Origin of the sequence: Pseudomonas urmiensis, from assembly GCF_014268815.2 — a bacterium.
Classification (GTDB): Bacteria; Pseudomonadota; Gammaproteobacteria; order Pseudomonadales; family Pseudomonadaceae; genus Aquipseudomonas; species Aquipseudomonas urmiensis.
The window spans coordinates 4807738-4826265 of sequence record NZ_JABWRE020000001.1 but is presented as its reverse complement, the minus strand read 5'-3'; the positions used below and the strand labels follow the sequence as shown (position 1 = coordinate 4826265).

Below are 18528 nucleotides of genomic sequence, written 5' to 3'. Positions count from 1 at the left end.
TGGCAGATCGCCATTTAGCCGTATTAGACTTTAGTCGTATTTGCTGATATTTGAATTATTACCATTTGTGAATGCATTTAAAGTGCGTTCTCCAAACCGATTGCTTGACGCTTAAAGAACCTTCTGTCAGTACTTAAAGGGCAGGACGGGTTTGGATGGCGAAGTTATCGCAAGGCCCTCTGCGATTAATGCTTAGGAAAGATAGTTATGGCGCTTTATGCATTGCTGTCGCTGGATTATGAGGAGAGAGGGCCAAGTAGAGCCAACTTCTACGCTCATTTGTCGAGAAAAGGTTGGAGCAAAATGGGTGACGTGGACACTGTATGGAAAAAGTCGCACACTCATTCGCCGGCTTCGGATGGTACAGTCGAGCTTGAAATCAAATCGATGATGAGTGCAGCAGCGACTGAATTCAAACCAAAGCGAATTGATTATGTGGCGCAGATCGGAAATAACCCGCCGATTGAGCGTGCGTTCGTCAGAAAAGTAAGTGGCTACGACTACGAGAAGAAATAGTCAGATATAGGTGCTGCTAATCGACTTTAGCAGCACTTAGCTAAAAAGCTTTGCGACACCATAAGCTAAGCTGCAGAGAAAAATTCCGAATACAGGTCTTCCGATCCACGGATGGCATGCCATCAGGACTCCCAAGTGGGTTTTCGGTTTTTGCGTATCCCACTCAGATTCGACTACCGTACCGTCGATGATATATGGCTTCCAGTACTTGGAAATGTGGTCGTTGTCAGGGACAAAGAAATCACTGTGGCCGTAATCGAAGAATCGATCGGTTACTCGTGTATTTTTGAATCCATTACGTCCACTACCGCCGTACCCCAGTGTCGACATAGACGCCAACACTGGGTACAAATCCCGCGTGCCTACGTCGTTCAGAATGTTACCCGCGGGCATGTGTCGAGTATGCAGATCCCACGGGAAATTATTCTTGATGATCGACCCGCAGAGGACGACACGCTCGATCTGGATGTCTGAGAAGCGCGACAGAATGTGGCTAATTATGTAGGTGCCGAAGCTGTGCGCAATTACCATGACTCGAGCTGTAGGCTCCATTGTCTGGGCATCGCGGAACTGCTGCGCAACATGATTGATAGGCGCTGAACGCAATGGGCATGCGAGCTGCAGAGCTGTTACGCAGTTGTAGCCAATGCCTTTGACCCGAACATGGTCAACATCTCGGAATGCGGCCTTCACCATCTCGTGCCAAGCTCCGTCAGTCTGAATGCCATGAACCAGCATGAGGGTGATGGCCTCGGTGCTGTCTTTGATATTGGCAATCTGCATGTCGACCAAAGAGTCGAACAGCTCCTGGTGCTCCGCGCTCAGCTGTTCACGGATGACTTGCAACTGCAAGAGTCGCTTTTCCGGAATCGTGTTTTCCCAGGTGCTTCTGACGAGGGAGACAATTTCGACTGGTCTCAATCGAGCACCAGTCGATAGGTCGGTTCGACGATGTCGGCGCTCACTTCGACATCTATGTCCATGCCAGGGTCGCGGACGATTTCAGGAATTTCGCCATATGACTGAAACGTAACACCTTCGCCGCTAGGGCACCGAACGATTAAAAATCGCTTGATGATGTGACCGGTCACCAAGATGTTGATCAAAATTGCGAGGTGCGCAGCGGTACCCGCTTGCATGATATCGAACATGCGGTTCGGATTAAGGCGAATTCGAGGCAAAGCTTCGCCATCCTGGGATTCAAAACCCTGGATGTAAGTTGCCATTCTTCTGAGACCTTCGGCCTCGTCAGGATGGTGATGTATTAAAGGCGATAACTTTTCCGCGAACATATTCGTATTCTCCAGCGGAGCACGCTACGGTCACCGCAAACTCGTTTCTCTCACCCGATATCAAAAGACGCAATTCACGGGGAGGATCACTGTCTGGTAGTTTAACGTAAATATTGGCTCCCGTCACTTCGCCATTACGCTCTACGAAGCGGTCAAGCGCAGACATCGACCCCTCGTCGGACGAAAGGTTCTCCTCCGTGCTCGAGGATGTAATCTGCATCATGGCGCCAAATTCATTTCTGGCGGTGGAGTTACTGTATCGAATTTCTTCAGCCAAGTTTTCACGATCCCGGTGAATCTTGTTTTTTGCAGTGCGCAATGAAATTTCTTCGAACCCATCGTCAGGCAAGAACTTTCTAATTTTGGTTTTCAGCGAAAAAAGAAGTTCGGCGTATTTTTTTGCCTGATTGTCTTGCGAGGCGATTCGAAACTCTAAAAGGCCGGTGTGATCCAAGTGGACAATGTTCACCGCACGCTTTTTGGTCGTTGCATAGCGACGCAGGACCTCCCCGGAGTCAGGATCCCTTTCCTCGGAGTGTAGTCGACGGATTTCGCGACTCTCGACCACTTTGATTGTCAGCGAGGCGGGTTGCTTTTGAGGGTCTGGGCGGTGCAGGCGGATGTCTACGATGGTGGGGTGATCAGGCAACTCGAGATCAAGCGGGTTGGTGAACAGCCCAGCCAGGCCCTCGGCCTGGGCGATGGAAGCGATACGGTTTGAATTCAGCAGGGCTTCCGCCCGGTCTTGTGGGCATTTGAACAGGAAGGTGTGCTGTTTGCCGAACTCTTCCACCTGTTGCAGCAGATCGCGAAGGTCCTTGACCGCAATTCTCTTCTCGGCGAGCGCCGGCTCAATCCGCTTTTCGTACAGATCGTCCCAGTTCTGTGCGGAAACCGGGATGCCTTTTGTCCTGAGGAATTCCTTGACGACTGTTTGGCTGGTCGCGGTTTTGAGGAGGCCAAACAGGATCTTGGCTAGATTTTTGTCGTCATCGCTCAGCACATCACTCTCCACTAGTTGGCATTTGCTCACTGGCTCGGAGGAGCCATCGCTGTGGAGGCATGAAGCCGGTGACATCCTGCCACGAGAGCGCCGACCTGCGCGCACCATACTTCCCTAGCGCGGGCATTCTCACTTTTTAGGATCCAAAGCACAACGTTAAAGTGCCATTGGAATGGCATCAAAATGATAGGTTCTGGCGTGGTCCACGACCGAGCCTCCGTGTTATGGGCATACAAAGTGCGGCACCCACCAATTTAGTCGTCGTGGAGGACGATTTCGCCAGTCGCATCTATTTCGATTTTTTTGCATCTATTTCGAAAACCTACAGCCGCCACCGACCAATGCCGGCCCGGAGGCCGAGTGGTGCGGGTGGCGAAAGGGTCGCTGTGGCCAGCTGTTCAAGGGTGTGCACCCGCTGACTGACTGGATGGCGGCAACTTCCAGCGCTTCGTGTTCATCCAGCGGCGGCAGTAAACCCGGCAAGCGGCTGGCGAGCAGGGTCTTGCCAGTACCTGGCGGGCCGGTGAACAGCAGGTTGTGCGCACCTGCCGCCGCCACCAGCAGGGCGCGTTTTGCCGCGATTTGGCCCTGTACCTCGCTCAAATCTGGGTAAGGCGTGCTCTGCAGGACCAGGCCGTTCGCGGCATAGGGTGGCAGCGGCACCTGGCCATTGAGGTGAGCGACCAGTTCCAGCAAATGGCCGATGGCATACACCACCAGCCCGCTCGCCAAGCTCGCCTCTTCGGCGTTATCGCGCGGCACCACCAGGGCGCGACCGGCCTCGCGGGCAGCGAGCGCGGCGGGTAGCACGCCTTGCACGCTGCGCACCGCCCCTGAAAGGGCCAGTTCGCCCAGGCATTCGATGTCGCTCAGGGTCGCTACCGGGACCTGGCCATCGGCGGCGAGAATGCCCAAGGCAATGGCCAGATCGTAGCGTCCGCCATCCTTGGGCAGGTCGGCGGGGGCGAGGTTCTGGGTGATGCGCCTGGCGGGGTAGTTCAGCCCGGAATTGACGATGGCGCTGCGTACGCGGTCCTTGCTTTCTTTGACCGTCACTTCCGGCAAGCCGACCAAGGTCAGGCTGGGCAGGCCGTTGGCCAGATGGGTTTCAACGCTGACAGCCGGCGCCTGCACGCCGACTTGGGCGCGACTGTGGACAAGGGCAAGGGACATGGACACTCCGTGGTCGCTGAGATGTAGGCCGCGTCCTGCGGCTTTTCAAAGCGTAGCGGCGCCGTCACCGAGGCAACCGCAAAGAGTGAGTCGAGGTTTTACCGGCAAGCGCAGGTGCGCGGCTCACGCTCTGGTCAGCCACTCGGCCATCGCGGAATCTTCCAATGCGTATTCGCCGCGATTGGCTTTCCATACCAGCTCTTGCTCGCGCAGCACCTCAAGGGCTTTCTGCACATTCGGAGCCGTCGCGTTCGGCAGGTTCTGGCTCAGCTCCAGCCGACGGTTGATTTCTGTGAAGGTCTGTTCACTGAACGGCGAAAACGGCTGTTTGTCGATGACGCGCCGCGCCATCACCTCCAATACCGCCTGCTGCAAGGGCGAAAGCTCGTTGAAGGCACTTTCGTAATCACTCCAGACCCCGGCCTGATGATTGAGTGCACCGGTCTTCAGCAGCTCGCCAAGATTGCCCGCTTCGCCCAAGCCGACACTGACTTCCGCGAGCAATTTGGCGAGCATTTCCGGGCGTCTGCCGACCAGGCCGAATGCATACTCGAGATCTTCGACCTTGAACTGGTTGGTAGCGGCCAGGCGTTGGTTCCACACCTGGGTGATGAATGCGACGAACTCTTTGCCCAGGAGCGGAAAGGGCGTGATGTTGGCGCCATAGAAGGGCTGTTTGCTTTTGAGTACCAGGTTGGCCAGTTTGTCGCGACTGGATCCGGTGAATACCAGCCTTAGGCCGTCCGGGTCGCTGCCACGGTTGAGCTGATCGCGGGCAGCCTTGAGGGCAAACATGGCGTTGATGCCGCTTTCGGTATTGAGCGCGTGCTGCGCTTCATCGATCACCAGCACGACCATCTTGCCAGCAACCTCATGCAATACCCCCAGTGCCTGAGCCAGGGTGGTGCCTTGTGGCAGGCGCGGCTTGCTGAAATCCCAACTCAGGGTACGTAGCAAGTTGATCTTGTCGATTCCCGCCTTCTTGGCGACTTTTTCGAACGCGCTTTGGTATTGGCCCAAGGCGTTGCCGATGGCGGCGCTGATCAAGTCGGCGGGGTCGGCTTCGCGGTCTGCCCAGAGGTCGACATACACCGGCAGCCAGCCACGGCGTGCGCACTCGGGGATCAGGTCGTTGTTGAGGAAGGTGCTCTTACCCGTACGCCGCGGGGCTGCCAGGAACATCCCCGAGCTATAGTCGACCAGCGATTCCCCGGCCAGATCGTTGGCAAGTGTCTTGGCCAATAGCTCTCGTTTGAAGATCGGGCGGGAAGGGCTCATCGAAGTATCCTAAATTATCTCGCTTGGTATAATTTATACCTAAAAAGATAATTTTGGTATAAAACAAAATTCAGACCCGGGCGCCTGCCCCCTGGAGGGGCAGGGCTGACGAAGCCAAATGACGGCCTGCATCAATCTGCTGCTGGATTATCCGTTGCTGGCTGCGGCGCTGCGGCGGGAGCCATTCGCGCATCCAGCTCGGCGACTTGTTTCTCCAGGGCCTCCAGGCGTGCGCGGGTGCGCGCCAGGACCACCATCTGGCTGTCGAATTCTTCGCGGCTGACCAGGTCCAGCTTGCTGAAGGCGCTTTGCATGAGGACTTTGAACTGGCTCTCCAGTTCGGCGCGCGGTTGCGCGGTGTCGCCGCTGAACAGGCGTGAGGCTTGGTCGCTGAGGGCGTCGAGTAGGGCTTTGGGCGCGAGCATGTTCGGCTGTCCGCTTGATCAGTGAAAAGAGCGCCAGTGTAGCACGCCACCTTTGGCTCTCTGGCTGCCCCTGCGTTGCACAGTTTTTGCGCAGCGCCCCTGAATGGCGCGCACCGAAGTTGTGCATGTTTTTGCTGGTGGCGACTGGCCAATCCCCGGTTTTCTACGCAACACGCTGTTTTTTGGCGGTTTATCCGACCTGGCAAGGTTTCTGCAAAGACCTCTGCGAGCCATGCACTGATGCAGTTCCTTGTGACCAGGCAGTGCGCAGGCCGAGCCGAAAGGCTGTTCAGCACCGTCGAGGCGTGCATCGACGGTGAGGAGGGTGCCAACGATGCGTTACAAAGCCGGGCGCTGCGCTTAGACTTGAGACGGGTTTGTTTTCCTGGGGCAAGTCCACCAAATCGGGAGAGAGTTTCATGAAGCTAGTCACTGCCATCATCAAGCCGTTCAAGCTGGACGACGTGCGCGAGTCGCTGTCGGAAATCGGCGTGCAGGGCATCACCGTCACCGAAGTCAAAGGCTTCGGTCGGCAGAAGGGCCACACCGAGCTGTATCGCGGTGCTGAATACGTGGTCGACTTCCTGCCCAAGGTGAAGATCGACGTTGCCATCGACGACAAGGACCTGGACCGGGTAATCGAGGCCATCACCAAGGCCGCCAACACCGGCAAGATCGGTGACGGCAAGATTTTCGTAGTCAATCTGGAGCAGGCGATCCGCATCCGTACCGGCGAAACCGATACCGACGCGATCTAAGCAACAAAAAAAGCCTCACCAAACCCAACGCCCCAGGAGAAAACAACATGACTCTGCGTAAGATCGCAGGGCTAGGAGCCCTATTGTCCCTCGCAATGCCAGGCCTCGCCCTGGCCGAGGAAGCTGTCCCCACACTGAACTCCGGCGACACCGCCTGGATGCTCACTGCGACGGCGTTGGTCCTGTTCATGACCATTCCGGGCCTGGCCCTGTTCTACGGCGGCATGGTCCGCTCCAAGAACGTGCTGTCGGTGATGATGCAGTGCTTTGCCATTACCGGCCTGATGAGCATCCTGTGGATGGTCTACGGCTACAGCCTGGCTTTCGATACCACCGGTATGGAAAAAGGCGTTCTCAATTTCAGCTCCTTTGTCGGCGGCTTCTCCAAGGCCTTCCTCAATGGCGTTACCCCTGACAGCCTGACCGCGGCCTTCCCGGAAGCGGTGTTCATCACCTTCCAAATGACCTTCGCCATCATTACCCCGGCGCTGATCGTCGGTGCCTTCGCCGAGCGGATGAAGTTCTCGGCAATGCTGATCTTCATGGCCGTGTGGTTCACCCTGGTCTATGCGCCGATTGCGCACATGGTCTGGAGCGGTGACGGCGCGCTGATGTGGGACTGGGGCGTACTGGACTTCGCTGGCGGCACCGTGGTGCACATCAACGCCGGTATCGCAGGCCTGGTCTGCTGCCTGGTACTGGGCAAGCGCAAAGGCTACCCAACCACCCCGATGGCCCCGCACAACCTGGGCTACACCCTGATGGGCGCAGCCATGCTGTGGATCGGCTGGTTCGGCTTCAACGCAGGCTCGGCTGCTGCGGCCAATGGCACTGCGGGCATGGCCATGCTGGTCACGCAGATCGCCACCGCTGCTGCGGCGCTGGGCTGGATGTTCGCCGAGTGGATCTTCCACGGCAAACCGAGCGCCCTGGGTATTGCTTCGGGTGTGGTTGCCGGTCTGGTCGCCATCACCCCGGCCGCCGGCACCGTCGGCCCGATGGGCGCCCTGGTGATCGGCCTGGCCTCGGGTGTGATCTGCTACTTCTGCGCCACCAGCCTCAAGCGCAAGCTGGGCTATGACGACTCGCTGGACGCCTTCGGCGTGCACGGTATTGGTGGCATCGTCGGCGCGCTGCTGACGGGTGTGTTTGCAGCACCGGCCCTGGGCGGCTTCGGCGCGGTCGAGGACATCGGCGCGCAGTTCTGGATCCAGGCCAAAGGCGTGATCTTCACCGTGGTCTACACCGCCATCGTCACCTACGTGATTCTCAAGGTGCTGGATGTGCTGATGGGCCTGCGGGTCAACGAAGAAGAAGAGTCGGTCGGCCTCGACCTGGCTCAACACAACGAACGCGGCTACAACCTGTAACTGCGACGCTGGAAAAACTTGCCCGGTTCGCCGGGCATTTTTTTGCCTGAATTTTGCAGTTTCGCGTACAGCAAACGGTTTATCTGCGCCGTTTGCGACGCGCGCAAAAAACTTACAACACATAGGGCGTTTATGGAGCTTTGCTTTTTCTGCGGGCACGCTAGAATGCGCGCCGAAGGGTGTTAGACGAGTAGTCCCCACACTTCGCTACCCTTTGCTAGGCTTGCCAATATCGTATGGCCAGCAAGGGCTCAAAAGATTTCGTCAGGTCCTGCCAGGAGCAGGGCCTGCAGGGTCCCGCCGCCCATCAGGAGGCGGATGCCCAGGGCAGTGGCCAACCCACGGCCAGTTGAATTTTCACCGGTGGCAGCCGGTCTACGGCTGCACTGGTCTATAACTAACCTGCTTTTCGCAAGTCATGAGGTAGAACATGAGCGACGACGATCTGGAAAATGATGACCTCGAAGTAGGCGACGAAGACGAGGCTGATGACGGCCTGGAAGCTGCGGCTGACGACGGCGCGGAAGACGCTGGCGACGATAGCCCCGCTCCGGTTGCCAAGGGCAAGTCCAAGGCGGCGGTCTCGGTAGACGAGATGCCGAGCATGGAAGCCAAGCAAAAGGAGCGTGATGCGCTGGCCAAGGCGATGGAAGAGTTTCTGTCGCGCGGTGGCAAGGTGCAGGAAGTGGAGGCCAACGTGGTCGCCGATCCGCCCAAGAAGCCGGACAACAAGTACGGCAGCCGCCCTATCTGAGTGGTTGTTTGCAAAAGAGCCCGCCGTCGCTGCGGGCTTTTTTGTGGGTGATGTCGCGGGGCACGCCCGCTCCCACCCAGTCGCTTGAGTGCTTGCTGATTGCCTCAGCGCCAGCGCGCTAGCACCTCGGGTAATTGCGACAGCCGCTGAATCTCGGCGTCCGGCGCTTTGTCGCCGGCCCAGGCCTTGCCTTGCGGGTTGAACCACACCGCGCGCAAACCAGCGCGCTGGGCCCCGGCGATGTCATCGCCAGGATGGTCGCCAATGTGCACGGCATGCGCCGCCTGCACTTCACCGCGCTTGAGCGCTTCGAGGAACGGCGCCGGGTCTGGCTTGCCAATCCCCAGGTCCTCGGCGCACAGGGCGAACTTGAAGTAGTCCGCCAGGCCGATCCGGCTGACGTCGGCATTGCCATTGGTGACCACGCCCAGGGTGTAGTGGTGGCGCAGGATCTCCAGCACCGGCTGCACTTCAGGGAATACCTCGACCTGATGCCGCGCATGCAGGAACACCTCGAAGCCTTCGTTGGCCAACGTCTGGGCCTGCAGTTCGCTATAGCCGACCTCTTCCAGAGCATGGAACAGCACCCGCCGGCGCAGGGCGCTGATGCGGTGCTTGAGCCCAGGCTCAGCCTGGACCAGGCGTTCGCGGATGGCATACAGGTGCTCGACCGGCACACCGCCCAGGCGCGGAGCGTTGGCTTCGAGCCAGTCGCGCAGGACGGTTTCGGCGCTGAGAATGACCGGTGCGGTGTCCCACAGGGTGTCGTCCAGGTCGAAGGTGATCAGCTTGATGCTCATGAGTCTGTGCCTTTGCTGCGTTTGGCCCGGGGGTGGGCGCTGTCGTACACCGCGGCCAGGTGCTGGAAGTCCAGGTGGGTATAGATCTGCGTGGTGCTGATGTCGGCATGGCCAAGCATCTCTTGCACGGCGCGCAGGTCCTGGGACGATTCCAGCAAATGGCTGGCGAAAGAATGGCGAAGCATGTGGGGGTGCAGGTGCTGGCCCAGCTCGCGCTCTCCGGCCGCCTTGACCCGCAGCTGGATGGCCCGTGGGCCCAGGCGCCGGCCTTGGCGGCTCAAGAACACCGCGTTGTCACGGGGGGCACTGATGCCGCGCAGCTTGAGCCACTCTTGCAGCGCCTCGCGAGCTTTGCGACCGACTGGCAGGACGCGGGTCTTGCTGCCCTTGCCCTGGACCTGGACCAGCCCGGCGGCCAGGTCCAGATGTTCAAGATCGAGGTTGGTCAGTTCCGACAGGCGCAGGCCTGAGGAGTAGAACAGCTCAAGAATGGCCTGGTCGCGGCGGGCGATGAAGTCGTCGTCGACGCCGCCTTCGAGCAGTTGCAGGGCGCGGTCGGTGTCCAGTGCCTTGGGCAGGCGCTTTTCGCCCTTGGGCGGCGTCAGGCCATTGGCTGGGTCGTGCGCGCAAACGCCTTCGCGGTTGAGATAGCGATACAGCCCGCGCACTGCCGACAGCAGCCGGGCGATGCTACGTGAAGACTGGCCATGGTGATGCTGGCGCGCCACCAGCTGGCGCATCTGCTGTATCTGCAGCGCTTGCCAGCTGGCGATGCCCAGGCTGTTGCAGTATTCGAGGACCTTTTCCAGGTCGCGACGGTACGCCAGCTGGGTGTGTTCCGATACCTGGCGCTCGTTGCGCAAGTGTGCGCAATAAGCCTCCAGCTGGCGCTCCATCAGCGCACCGGTCGCAGGGTCTGGGTCAGACGCGGGACGACCCGGCCGAGCACTTCGGCGATGTAGCTGAGGAACAACGTGCCGACCGTGCTTTTGTAGTGCTGCGGATCGCGGCTGCCGATGGCCAGGACGCCGTGCAGGCCCTGGTATTCCAGCGTCGCGACCGCGCTGGAACCGACTTCCTTGCGCTGCTCGTCACCGAACAGGAAGGCCAGCTCGTGTTCGCGCAGGTTGCCGCTGACGGTCTTGCCGCTGCCCAGCAGAGCCCCGATGGCCTGTTGCGCCTCGCTGTTGCTGACCCAGCGGCCGACGGGCGTGGCGTTCTCGCCAAACAGGATCAGGCTGACGAAGGGCACCTGGAATTCCTGGCGCAGGCTGTCTTCGACGGCCATCACCACTTCTTCCAGGCTACTGGCATCGAGCAGGTCGAGAATCAGCCGGCGGGTTTTTTCGAACAAGCGGTCGTTGTCGCGGGCCACGTCCATCAGTTGCGACAGACGATGGCGCATCTCGATGTTGCGGTCGCGCAGCAGCTTGAGCTGGCGCTCCACCAGCGACACGCTGTCGCCGCGCTGGTGGGGGATGCGTTGCTCGATGAGCAGTTCGTCGTGCTCGGCGAAGAACGTCGGGTGGGCACGCAGGTAAGCCACCACCGCCTCGGCATCGAGGTCGGTGGTTTGTTCGGGTACAACCTGTGGCTGATCGGTCATGGCGGTTACTCGCTTAGAGACGAACCTGTCCTTCGTAGACACGTACGGCCGGGCCGGTCATCAACACCGGTTGGCCTGGGCCAGCCCATTCGATGCTCAGGCGTCCGCCCGGCAGATCGATGGACACGGGCGAATCCATCCAGCCCTGGCTGATTGCGGCCACCGCAGCGGCGCAGGCGCCGGTACCGCAGGCCTGGGTTTCGCCGGCGCCGCGTTCCCAAACCCGCAGGTTGGCGCGATGACGGTCGATGACCTGGATGAAGCCGGCGTTGACCCGTTGTGGGAAGCGCGGATGGTTTTCGATCTTCGGGCCCAGCGCGTGTACTGGCGCGGTGTGCACGTCGTCGACGCGCAGTACCGAATGCGGGTTACCCATCGAGACGGCGGCGATCGAATAGCTCTGGCCGTCGATTTCCAGCGGATAGCTCAGGGCCTGTTCGGGCGCCTGGAATGGAATATCCACTGGATTGAGCCGTGGTGGGCCCATGTCGACGCAGATCTGTCCGTCGTTGCGCACGTCCAGCTCGATGATGCCGCCTTTGGTTTCGACGCGGATCAGCTTTTTCGCGGTCAGGCGCTTGTCCAGCACGAAGCGCGCGAAGCAGCGCGCGCCATTGCCGCACTGCTCGACTTCGGAACCGTCGGCGTTGAAGATCCGGTAGCGGAAATCCACGTCCGGATTGTTCGGCGCCTCGACGATCAGCAGCTGGTCGAAACCGATGCCGGTGTGCCGATCACCCCATTGCTTGGCGTGCTTAGGCTGGATGTGCGCGTGCTGGCTGACCAGGTCGAGGACCATGAAGTCGTTGCCCAGGCCGTGCATCTTGGTGAAACGCAGCAGCATGGTTTCACTCCGGCAGCAGGCTTTCGCCAGCGAACAGTTCAGCAATGGTCTCGCGGCGACGTACCTCGAAGGCCTGGTCAGCGTCGACCAGCACCTCGGCGCAGCGGCCACGGGTGTTGTAGTTCGAGCTCATGACAAAACCATAGGCGCCCGCCGACTCGACGGCCAGCAGATCGCCTTCGGCCAGGTTCAGCACACGGTCCTTGGCGAGGAAGTCGCCGGTCTCGCAGATCGGCCCGACCAGGTCGTAGGCACGGCCTTCGCCGTCACGCGGCTGGACCGCGCTGACGCCCATCCAGGCCTGGTACAGGGCTGGTCGGATCAGGTCGTTCATCGCCGCATCGACGATGGCGAAGTCTTTGTGTTCGGTGTGCTTGAGGTATTCGACGCGGGTCAGCAGGACGCCGGCGTTGGCCACGATGTAGCGGCCTGGTTCGAACACCAGGGCCAAGTCACGGTCGCCGACGCGTTCGCGGATGGCCTTGACGTAGTCGCCGGCTAGCGGCGGCTCTTCGTCGCGATAACGCACGCCGACGCCGCCGCCCAGGTCCAGGTGGCGCAGCAGGATGCCGCATTCACCGAGGCGGTCGATCAACGCCAGCAGGCGGTCGAGGGCATCGAGGAACGGCTCCAGGGTGGTCAGCTGCGAACCGATATGGCAGTCGACGCCGACCACTTCCAGGTTCGGCAGTTGCGCGGCGCGCACGTAGACTTCTTCGGCATCGGCGATGGCGATACCGAACTTGTTTTCCTTGAGGCCGGTGGAGATGTAAGGGTGGGTACCGGCATCGACGTCCGGGTTGACCCGCAGCGAGACCGGGGCAACCTTGCCCATCTCGGCGGCCACCACTTGCAGGCGCTCCAGCTCATCGGTGGATTCGACGTTGAAGCAGTGCACGCCGACTTCCAGGGCACGACGCATGTCTTCGCGGGTCTTGCCGACACCGGAGAACACCACGCGGTCAGCCCGGCCGCCAGCGGCCAATACCCGCTCCAGCTCACCGCCAGAGACGATATCGAAGCCCGCGCCCAAGCGGGCCAGCAGGTTCAGCACGCCGAGGTTGGAGTTAGCCTTGACCGCGAAGCACACCAGGTGCTCGACGCCTTGCAGGGCATCGGTGTAGCTGCGGTATTGCGCCTCGATGTGAGCGCGCGAGTAAACGTAGGTCGGCGTACCGAACCGTTCGGCGATAGCCGAGAGGGCCACGCCTTCCGCGAACAGCTGGCCGTCGCGGTAGTTGAAAGCGTCCATTGGATTTCCTTACTGCGCTGGCTGCTGCTCGGGTTCTTGCTCTGGCTGCGGCGCTTGCTGCTGCGAGGGCTGAGCGTGCTGGTGCTGGTGCGATTTTTTGGCCTTGCCGTCTTTGCCGTCTTCTGGCAAGTACAGGGGGCCCTTCTGACCGCAGGCCGAAACGAGGCAGGCAACCGCGACCAGCGCCGCGAGGGAGGAAATCAGGCGCTTCATTGGTGAAATCCTTGAAATATGCAGTATTGCGCCCGAGTATACCGAGCGCCTGCCTGATTGCCTATGCAAGGGCCGGTCCGCCTGGCGGGCGCGGGCCTGCCTCGTGATTGGGTTATCCTTTGCATTCGCCGGCCAGCGTCCGTATCGTGCCCCGCTTGCCGTAAGCAGCCAATTTCGAGGTTTGTGTAATGAGTTTGAGCGAAGCGCGTTTCCACGATCTGGTCGACGCGACCCAACAGGCCCTGGAAGACCTGTTCGATGAAACCGACCTGGACCTGGACATGGAAAATTCCGCCGGCGTGCTGACCATCAAGTTCGACAATGGCAGCCAGCTGATCTTCAGCCGCCAGGAGCCGCTGCGCCAACTGTGGCTGGCCGACAAGTCTGGGGGTTTCCACTTCGACTACGACGAAGAAAGCAAGAAGTGGGTCTGCGAGAAGAGCGAGGAGCTGCTCGGCGAAATGCTCGAGCGCATCGTTTGGGAGCGGATCGGCGAGAAGCTGGACTTCGACGAGATCTGAGATGAGCGAGCAGCCGCGGCCACCCAAGCCGCTCTACAGTAATGTCAGCACCGCGGTGAAGTCGCCGTGCATCAGCGTTTGTCGTTTGGATGAGCAGCGGGTCTGCACCGGTTGCCACCGCCATGTCGAGCACATCCGCGAATGGCGCTCGGCCGACGACGAACGGCGCCGGCAGATTTGCCGCGAAGCCGAGGCCCTACGCGCCCGGGCTTGAGTATTTACCCGGCTGTGATACTGTCGGGCTCTGCGTCGGTGCTGCCGAAAGCATTCACAAACCCCGCCCTTGGGCGGGGTTTTGCTTTATCTGCCCACCACAATTTGCCTGATGAACAAGGAGTCTGACTGGATCATGAGCACCAAACCTTCCCTCATCCTCACCCGATTGGACGTGCAACGTCTCGAGCGTCTGATCGACAGCCTCGATGAAAACACGCCAGGTGTGGAGGCCTTGATGGCCGAGCTTGACCGCGCCGACAAGGTGGTCGGTCACGAGGAGGTCCCGGCTGGGGTGGTGACCATGAATTCGCGCGTGCACTGCCGCGAAGAAGCCAGTGGCAAGGACTACCACCTGACCCTGGTGTATCCGAAAGATGCCGGGCCGGAAGGCAATGTCTCGATCCTCGCGCCCATTGGCTGCGCGCTGCTGGGGCTGTCGGTGGGCGACCAGATCGATTGGCCGGCGCCGGCTGGCAAGACCCTCAAACTCAAGCTGCTTGAGGTTGAGTACCAGCCGGAAGCCTCGGGTGATTTTGACCTCTGATCACCCTTGTGTGATCAAGGGATGTTGCGTGCCCGCAACAGGCTGGCATGGATGCAGTTGTCGACGATGCGGCTGCGCAGTGACCAGTCGGTGTTGATGATGTGGAAGTTCTGAATGTAGCTTCCCAGGTCGCGCGACTCGAACCACTCATCGATCTTGTCGCTGAAGTCGTCGGGGGTGAAAACTCCTTTGTTGTACTTGGCGCACTGGATCGCATGCAGCGGATCAAGCTCTCGACCTTCGGCTGCGACCTCGTCCATGAACGCCTTCAATTCGCTGGTTGTAGGTGTATTGCGGCCAATCCAGGCCTGGTACACACCATCCCAGTGCGCCCCTGGGCTCTCAGTGTTGTAGGCGATCACCACGGTTTTGCCAGGGTGGTCGCGCCATAGCTGGTCGAGGGTCAGATCCTTTAAGTGCCATGGAATCAATCGCTGGCCAATGTACTTTTCCAGCACCCCCTGCAGCCAACGATGCTCATTGGGGCTGAAGTTGTCGAATTGATGAAAGTCGAGGATGACGATCTCTTTGGCGTTTTCAGGTTTGCCATAGAATTTGTTCAGCTCGTAGATGACATCGCCCAGCAGGGTTCGCCCTGATGTATTGAGGTGGAACAGCTTGTATCGGTTGGGTGAGTCCGGCAGGTACTCACGGTTGGCCCTTACACGCAGGTCAAGAACACGAATGCCGCCGCGAATTTGCTCGATGCAGGAAACGTCTTGGGTGATTTCCTGAGGTAATGTCAGGCTGTCGGATTGTTTGTCCGCACCAGAGTCGTGACTGCCAGGTAGCACCAACTGATCAATGCGCAGGCGACCCAGCTCGGGCAGGGAGCCCATCCAGTTTTCTTTGTTCATCTCGCACTCCGGTTTTGGATTCGAGTGCGCAGGATGTGACGCCCCCACGCCGTCTGGCATAGGGAAAGTCCTCCTGTTGAGCAGGGTCAATCAGGGTTGCAAGGTCGCCTGAAGTTGCGCCAGACCCGCATTCAGTGCCTGCTCCAGCTCGCGCTTGTAGCGCAGGTAGAGAATGGTCGAGCCTTGGTCGTCGTCGAGCAGTTCGGAAAGATCCAGGTCAGTGATATAGCAGCGGTAAGTGCCGGCGCTACGACGCTTGCTGAGGATTTGCCGGGAAACCACGCTGTATAGCTGGTCTGCGTAGTCCAGCTCGGAAAACTCCTGCTGATTGCAATACAAGGTGACATGCACCCCGTCGCCAGCGCTTTTCTGCAAGATAGCCTGGACTTCGTAATAAGGCTGGTCGCTGCCATCGACGGGTACTGGCCGTTGTTCAATGCTGCGAGTTTTGCCGCTTCCCGGCAGCAATTGGTAATAAATAATGCTCAGCGAGTCTTGCAGGCTGTCCAGCGGTAGCTGGGCATCACGGCGCCTGACCACCGAACAAAGGAAGCGCTGCAGCGGCAGCAGCAGGTGGGTTTCATCATCCAGCGGCAGGCGCTGTTGCCACAGCGCATTGTATTCATCCAGCACATACAGGTCGGCCCAGCCATCGAGCAGACGGTAGAACACCTGAATGCACTCGGGCTGGCCGAGCTCAAGAATCCGCGGCAGGTCGTGGTCCTGCAGGGCATTGGCATCCAGGTGCAAGGGGCTGTACTGGCCGCGCTCCTCGCCCAGGTAGCTGAGCACGTCTTCATGGTTGGCCAGTGTGGCCAAGGTGACATGCCCAGGCAGCAGCTCCAATGCGTGGGTGTCTTGGGCAATCTGCACCAAGTAGCGGTGGTTCAAGTTTTGATCGAGCAGCAGTTGCGCGGTGTCGAACAGTTCCTCGACCCGCTGGGCGATTGCCTGGGCGCGGTTATGGCAGAAACAGCGCACCCGCACTCGCGGGCGATGACTGCGCTGGCCCAGGCTGTTGAGGAAGTCGCGTAAACAGCGCATCAGGGCATGCTCGCCGTCGTAGCGCTGCACCAGCACTTCGTTCCAGCTGTTGAGGGTGATCTGGTCGAGGCTAAGCACCAGGTTTTCGCGCACGCCGGCATAACTCAGCGAGTCGGTCCGTTCGGTGGTCATGAGGATGTTCAGGTCGCGGTGGTGGCGCAGGGGGTCCAGGCCAACGTTGACCAGCAGCAGGATCTCGTCGGCCACGCTTGGCTGCAACAGGCGCACCTCGCTGACCGGCTCCAGCGGCAGGGCAATGCTCTGCTGCAAGCTGCCCAGCAGGTTGAACAGCTCGAACTCGCTCAAGTCACTGACGCCGGGGTGAAGAGCGAGCCGCGTGCTGCTGTCGATCACGCCATTGCGGTGCGCCCAGGTCAGCAGCTCAAGCAGTTCGCGGCAGCGCTTGATCGGGCTGAAATGCTCCCACTCGTGCACGCCCAGATTGCCGTTGTATAGGCCCCAGTGGTGGGTACCTGGCTCCTTGCGGTTGGGTGATTGCACCAGGGTCAGGGTGTCTTCAGCCAGATCCGGGGCGATCCCAGGGTTGATCACTTCGATCTTGCCGGCACGGCGCTCGAACGCCGCGTAAAGCCTGCGCCCGAGCACATTGAGGTCGCGCTGGTCGGCGCGGCTGCTGGCGTTCTGCTCGCGGGCGAGCTGGCTGAGGAAGCGGTAGCTGTGGTTGAGCTCGGCGACCAGCTCGCGGCGCTCGACCGCGACCTGGCGCACCTTCCACTGGCTGCGGCTGTCGAGCAGGGCCAATTGGCGTTCGTCCCAGCCCCATTCCTCGACCAGTCGGGCGAGCAAGCGCCGCTGCCAGTCGCCATTGCGCGAACGGCCAAGGCCGCTGAGTTTCTTGTTGATCTTCAGGTACAGGCTGCGGCGCACCAGCTCCAGGCGCTGCTGGTCACCGCGCCGCTGCAGGTATTGCTCGATGCGGCGATAGACCATCACGTAAGGGTCGAGCGCATCGAGGTCGAGCTGGTTGGCGAATACCGCCTGTTTGTAATCCAGGCTCAGGCAGCGCACGGCCGGCTGTTCGCTGGCATAGACCTCGGTCAGCAGTAACTTGAGCAGCGATTTGTACGGTGAGTCGATGCCCTTGAACAGCTGCCACAGGCCGGCTCCGACAAACTCGCCTGCCGGGATGTGCGCCAGGTGGCCAAGGTCCAGATCGTGGTCGGCGCGAATGAACCGCTTGGACAGCAGGGTTTGCGTGTACGCCTGGTAATTGTGTTCTTCATACACGGGTACCAACCACCACAGCGGGGTGCGCCCGGCCAGCCAGATCGCGGTGCGATAGAACTCGTCGAGCAACAGATAGTGCTGGGTGGTGCCGCAGTCATCGGAGCTCAGCTGGCTGTCGCGCTCGCCTTGGACGAAGTTCTGCGGGTCGATCAGGAAAAAGTGCGCCTCGGTGCCCAGGCTCATCGCCCAGGCTTCAAGCAGCTGACATTTGCGTCTGAGCTCCGCCAGTGCACTTTCACCAAGCCCCGGGGCGTGGCAGACCCAGAGGTCCATGTCGCTTTGTTCGGCCTGAGCCAGGGTGCCCAGGCTGCCCATCAGGAACAGACCGTGAATGGGCCGTGGCGCATTGCCCAGGCGCGCCTTGTGGGTAAACGAGCGGGCCAGGCGCTGGGCTTCGGCAACCAGCTCGGGCTCAGGCTCGAAGCCTGACACACCCGCGGGGGTGTTGCCGCTGACATACCCCGGTAGCAGTGGGTGATTGACGTGGAACAGTAGCGGCAGCAGCGTGAGCACCTGCTGCTGGCGTGTCGACAGGCCGTCCATCGCCCGTTCCAGCCGACCGTTATTGATGAGCAGAAAGCGCGCGCGCAATTTCGCCAGCACCTTGCGGTCGATGCCTTCATCCAGATCGGGGCGAATTTCGTGGGGGTGGTTCATTGCGCACTCAGGGTCAGGCCGGGGCTGTGGCGAGTTTAGCCTGAGCGGGGAAGTCGGATAAGGGCTATGTGAATTTTTGGCGTCAGATTTTTAGCGGGGCTGTAGGCCTCTTCGCGGGCAAGCCCACTCCTACAGGGGTATGCAGGGAGCGAGGCTT

At 60.2% G+C, this 18528-nt stretch carries 20 protein-coding genes and 1 pseudogene; 7 read left to right on the top strand and 14 right to left on the bottom strand.

Annotated features, from left to right (window positions below):
* Positions 1-207: 207 nt before the first annotated feature.
* Positions 208-516 carry a hypothetical protein gene (locus HU737_RS21840; protein WP_186552960.1) on the top strand — a complete coding sequence of 103 codons (309 nt, stop codon included), beginning with the start codon at positions 208-210 and terminating at the stop codon, positions 514-516.
* 36 nt (positions 517-552) lie between these two features.
* Here the strand turns inward: HU737_RS21840 and HU737_RS26290 are convergent, their stop codons facing one another.
* From HU737_RS26290 to HU737_RS21810, 6 genes and pseudogenes are all read right to left on the bottom strand, one after another.
* Positions 553-1368, bottom strand: coding sequence for a hypothetical protein (locus HU737_RS26290; protein ID WP_225915634.1), 816 nt, complete (start codon positions 1366-1368; stop codon positions 553-555).
* Positions 1369-1433: 65 nt separating this feature from the next.
* Positions 1434-1742 (bottom strand): hypothetical protein, encoded by a 309-nt coding sequence (locus HU737_RS21830; protein ID WP_225915633.1) that lies wholly within the window; start codon positions 1740-1742, stop codon positions 1434-1436.
* Positions 1743-1764: 22 nt separating this feature from the next.
* Positions 1765-2811, bottom strand: a complete 1047-nt coding sequence (locus HU737_RS21825; protein ID WP_186552959.1) for a hypothetical protein — start codon at positions 2809-2811, stop codon at positions 1765-1767.
* Between the two features lie 321 nt (positions 2812-3132).
* Positions 3133-3984 (bottom strand): annotated as a pseudogene (locus HU737_RS21820) (YifB family Mg chelatase-like AAA ATPase); the annotation flags it as partial.
* A 123-nt stretch (positions 3985-4107) separates the two neighbouring features.
* The gene (locus HU737_RS21815; RefSeq protein WP_186552957.1) at positions 4108-5262 is read right to left on the bottom strand and encodes an ATP-binding protein; all 1155 of its coding nucleotides are present in this window, start codon (positions 5260-5262) and stop codon (positions 4108-4110) included.
* A gap of 131 nt (positions 5263-5393) precedes the next feature.
* Positions 5394-5687 carry an accessory factor UbiK family protein gene (locus HU737_RS21810; protein ID WP_186552956.1) on the bottom strand — a complete coding sequence of 98 codons (294 nt, stop codon included), beginning with the start codon at positions 5685-5687 and terminating at the stop codon, positions 5394-5396.
* 419 nt (positions 5688-6106) lie between these two features.
* Between HU737_RS21810 and glnK the strand changes: the two genes are divergently transcribed.
* The 3 genes from glnK to sutA all read left to right on the top strand — a co-directional run bounded on the left by glnK (position 6107) and on the right by sutA (position 8569).
* A complete protein-coding gene (glnK, locus tag HU737_RS21805; protein ID WP_002555808.1) occupies positions 6107-6445 on the top strand; it encodes a P-II family nitrogen regulator in 339 nt (112 codons plus the stop codon).
* A gap of 47 nt (positions 6446-6492) precedes the next feature.
* Positions 6493-7815 (top strand): ammonium transporter, encoded by a 1323-nt coding sequence (locus HU737_RS21800; protein ID WP_186552955.1) that lies wholly within the window; start codon positions 6493-6495, stop codon positions 7813-7815.
* Between the two features lie 430 nt (positions 7816-8245).
* Complete coding sequence (gene sutA, locus HU737_RS21795) at positions 8246-8569, top strand: dormancy-specific transcriptional regulator SutA (protein WP_186552954.1); 324 nt, start codon at positions 8246-8248, stop codon at positions 8567-8569.
* Positions 8570-8673: 104 nt separating this feature from the next.
* Here sutA and HU737_RS21790 read toward each other — a convergent pair whose 3' ends face one another.
* The 6 genes from HU737_RS21790 to lptM are packed head-to-tail and all read right to left on the bottom strand — an operon-like array spanning position 8674 to position 13284.
* Positions 8674-9369, bottom strand: coding sequence for an HAD family hydrolase (locus tag HU737_RS21790; protein WP_186552953.1), 696 nt, complete (start codon positions 9367-9369; stop codon positions 8674-8676).
* On the bottom strand, positions 9366-10265 hold the full coding sequence (xerC, locus tag HU737_RS21785; RefSeq protein WP_186552952.1) for a tyrosine recombinase XerC: 900 nt from the start codon (positions 10263-10265) through the stop codon (positions 9366-9368). The genes HU737_RS21790 and xerC overlap by 4 nt, the downstream gene beginning before the upstream one ends.
* A complete protein-coding gene (locus HU737_RS21780; RefSeq protein ID WP_186552951.1) occupies positions 10265-10975 on the bottom strand; it encodes a DUF484 family protein in 711 nt (236 codons plus the stop codon). Before HU737_RS21780 ends, xerC begins: the two co-directional genes overlap by 1 nt.
* 13 nt (positions 10976-10988) lie before the next feature.
* Complete coding sequence (gene dapF / locus HU737_RS21775; protein WP_186552950.1) at positions 10989-11819, bottom strand: diaminopimelate epimerase; 831 nt, start codon at positions 11817-11819, stop codon at positions 10989-10991.
* A gap of 4 nt (positions 11820-11823) precedes the next feature.
* Positions 11824-13071 (bottom strand): diaminopimelate decarboxylase, encoded by a 1248-nt coding sequence (gene lysA / locus HU737_RS21770; protein WP_186552949.1) that lies wholly within the window; start codon positions 13069-13071, stop codon positions 11824-11826.
* A gap of 9 nt (positions 13072-13080) precedes the next feature.
* The gene (gene lptM / locus HU737_RS21765) at positions 13081-13284 is read right to left on the bottom strand and encodes an LPS translocon maturation chaperone LptM (RefSeq protein ID WP_186552948.1); all 204 of its coding nucleotides are present in this window, start codon (positions 13282-13284) and stop codon (positions 13081-13083) included.
* Positions 13285-13472: 188 nt separating this feature from the next.
* Here lptM and cyaY point away from each other — a divergent pair, with 188 nt between their 5' ends.
* From cyaY to rnk, 3 genes are all read left to right on the top strand, one after another.
* Positions 13473-13805 carry an iron donor protein CyaY gene (cyaY, locus tag HU737_RS21760; RefSeq protein ID WP_186552947.1) on the top strand — a complete coding sequence of 111 codons (333 nt, stop codon included), beginning with the start codon at positions 13473-13475 and terminating at the stop codon, positions 13803-13805.
* Position 13806: 1 nt separating this feature from the next.
* The gene (locus HU737_RS21755; protein WP_186552946.1) at positions 13807-14019 is read left to right on the top strand and encodes a DUF1289 domain-containing protein; all 213 of its coding nucleotides are present in this window, start codon (positions 13807-13809) and stop codon (positions 14017-14019) included.
* Between the two features lie 135 nt (positions 14020-14154).
* Positions 14155-14565 (top strand): nucleoside diphosphate kinase regulator, encoded by a 411-nt coding sequence (rnk, locus tag HU737_RS21750; RefSeq protein WP_186552945.1) that lies wholly within the window; start codon positions 14155-14157, stop codon positions 14563-14565.
* A gap of 14 nt (positions 14566-14579) precedes the next feature.
* On the opposite strand, the gene HU737_RS21745 is transcribed toward rnk, so the two are convergent.
* Positions 14580-15422: a PI-PLC domain-containing protein gene (locus HU737_RS21745; RefSeq protein ID WP_186552944.1), complete on the bottom strand. Its 843-nt coding sequence runs from the start codon at positions 15420-15422 to the stop codon at positions 14580-14582.
* Between the two features lie 90 nt (positions 15423-15512).
* Positions 15513-18371, bottom strand: a complete 2859-nt coding sequence (locus HU737_RS21740; RefSeq protein WP_186552943.1) for a class I adenylate cyclase — start codon at positions 18369-18371, stop codon at positions 15513-15515.
* Positions 18372-18528: the final 157 nt, after the last annotated feature.